Genomic DNA, 630 nt, shown 5'->3' on the forward strand with positions numbered 1-630 from the left:
CCGCGCTGGGCGAGATAGCGCATGGTGGCGACGAGGAGCCGGCGGCGGGTCTCCTCGCCGCTGGCGCCGACGGGGCGACCCAGCTGCGCCCGCGTCATGCTGATGTCCTCACTCCTGCGTCCTTTTGAGCGGCTCCCTCGAATATAATCGGGCGATCAATTATCCTCCGGCTTCGCCATCCCAGCTCGGCCGCCCCGTCGGCGCCAGCGGCGAGGAGACCCGCCGCCGGCTCCTCGTCGCCACCATGCGCTGTGTCGCCCAGCGCGGCTACTCCAAGGCCACCATCCGCGAGATCGCCCGGACCGCGGAGGTGACCAGCGCCAGCCTGTACAACTACTTCCCCAACAAGTCGGAGCTGATCAAGGCGGCCGTCGCGGCCAGAACCGAGGTCGCCCTGCCACGGCTGCGCCGGGCCGCCGCCCGTCCCGGCGGCGTCGTCGACCGAATCGAAGCGGTGCTCGACGAATCGGGAAAGTTGATGCGCGAGTTCCCGGACCTCGCGGCTTTCGAGTGGGCGATCCGGGCCGAAAGCCTGCTCGAATCCCAAATCGACGGCGGCCGGACACGGAATCCGGGGTCAAAAGCGTTGCGCGACATCATAAATGACATCGTCGAGGACGCCCGGGAGCG

The 630-nt window shown here is 68.7% G+C and carries 1 protein-coding gene; it reads left to right on the plus strand.

Annotation, left to right across the window (positions count from 1 at the left end; all coding sequences use genetic code 11):
* Positions 1-244: 244 nt before the first annotated feature.
* Positions 245-630, plus strand: a 386-nt coding sequence (locus A5696_RS23665) for a TetR/AcrR family transcriptional regulator (protein ID WP_156738567.1), incomplete at its 3' end; no start/stop codon positions are given.

It is taken from the genome of Mycobacterium sp. E2699, assembly GCF_001666745.1.
Classification (GTDB): domain Bacteria; phylum Actinomycetota; class Actinomycetes; order Mycobacteriales; family Mycobacteriaceae; genus Mycobacterium.